1 protein-coding gene is annotated in these 1,243 nt (G+C 77.9%); it reads right to left on the bottom strand.

The window, feature by feature from the left end; genetic code table 11:
- Positions 1–172: 172 nt before the first annotated feature.
- Positions 173–1,243 (bottom strand): Bug family tripartite tricarboxylate transporter substrate binding protein (locus E2C05_RS31895; RefSeq protein WP_338045232.1); only part of this gene is annotated, 1,071 nt, incomplete at its 5' end.

Genomic DNA, 1,243 nt, shown 5'->3' with positions numbered 1-1,243 from the left:
CATTCGCCCCGCGGCCGTGCCACTCGCCCCGCCACTGGCCCCGCAACCGGCCGGCACGGATGCCGGCCCGCCCGATCGCCGGGCTCGGCGCGCCGCAGCCGCGCCATCGCCGCAGGGCGCCGGCCGGCGCGCCAGGCCCGGGGTCAGTCGCCGGGCCGTGGGCACCCGTGCCTCAGGCCTCCGCCTTGATCCCCAGACGGGCGATCAACCCGCTCCAGCGTTCGGTCTCCGCCGCGACGAAGCGGGTGGCCTCCGCCGGCCCGCTGGCCACCACCTCGAAGCCGCCGGCCTCCAGCGCCGCCCGCGCCTGCGGCTCGGCCAGCGCCTTCGCCGCTTCCTCCGCCAGCCGGGCGATGCGCGGTGCCGGCGTCGCGGCCGGCGCCACCAGCGCGTTCCAGGCATAGCTCTCCGCGCCGGGGAAGCCGGCCTCGGCCAGGGTCGGCACCTCCGGCGCCTGCGGGATGCGGCGCTCGGCCGTCACCGCCAGCGCCCGCGCCCGGCCTTCCCGCAGCTGCGGCAGGATGCCGGCCGAGACGATCACCATCGCTTCGATCCGGCCCGCCACCAGGTCGAGCGTCGCCTGCGGGAAGCCGCGATAGGGCACATGCACCATGTCGAGCCCGGCCCGCGCCATCAGCTCCGCCATGGCGAGATGCCCGCCGGAGCCGGAGCCGACCGAGCCGAAGGAGAGCTTGCCCGGATTCGCCCGCACATGCGCGACGAAGCCCGCCAGGTCGCGCACCGGCAGGTCGGGATGCACGACCAGGACCTGCCCGGCGCGCACCAGCAGGGACGCGATGGCAAGGTCGCGCCGCGGGTCGTAGGGCAGGTCCGGGAACAGCGCCCTCGCGGTGGCGAGCGGGCCATTGATGGTCAGGCCGATGGTGTGGCCGTCCGTCGCCTTCGCCACCACGTCGGTGCCGATATTGCCGCCGGCGCCGGCGCGGTTTTCCACCACGCAGGGCTGGCCGAAGGCGCGGGTGAAATGCGCGGCGAGCAGCCGTCCCGTGGTGTCCGGCGTGGAGCCGGGCGGGAAGGGGACGATGAGGCGCAGCGGCCGGTCCGGCCAGGCTGCCTGGGCCCGGGCCGAGGGCGCGCGGGCGGCCAGGGCGGCCAGCAGGAAGGGGGCGGCGAGCAGCGGGCGGCGGGCTGGGCGCATGGGGCGGCGGACCTCCGGCAGGTCGTTGCGGGCGGCGTCATGGCCGCGCGGCGCGCCGCCGGCAAGGGCCGCGCCCGGCACTCG

This window comes from Paracraurococcus ruber (assembly GCF_004353985.1).
In the GTDB taxonomy this organism is placed as follows: domain Bacteria; phylum Pseudomonadota; class Alphaproteobacteria; order Acetobacterales; family Acetobacteraceae; genus Paracraurococcus; species Paracraurococcus ruber.
Note: the sequence above shows the minus strand (reverse complement) of the source record. Positions and strands in the feature narration are given on the sequence as shown.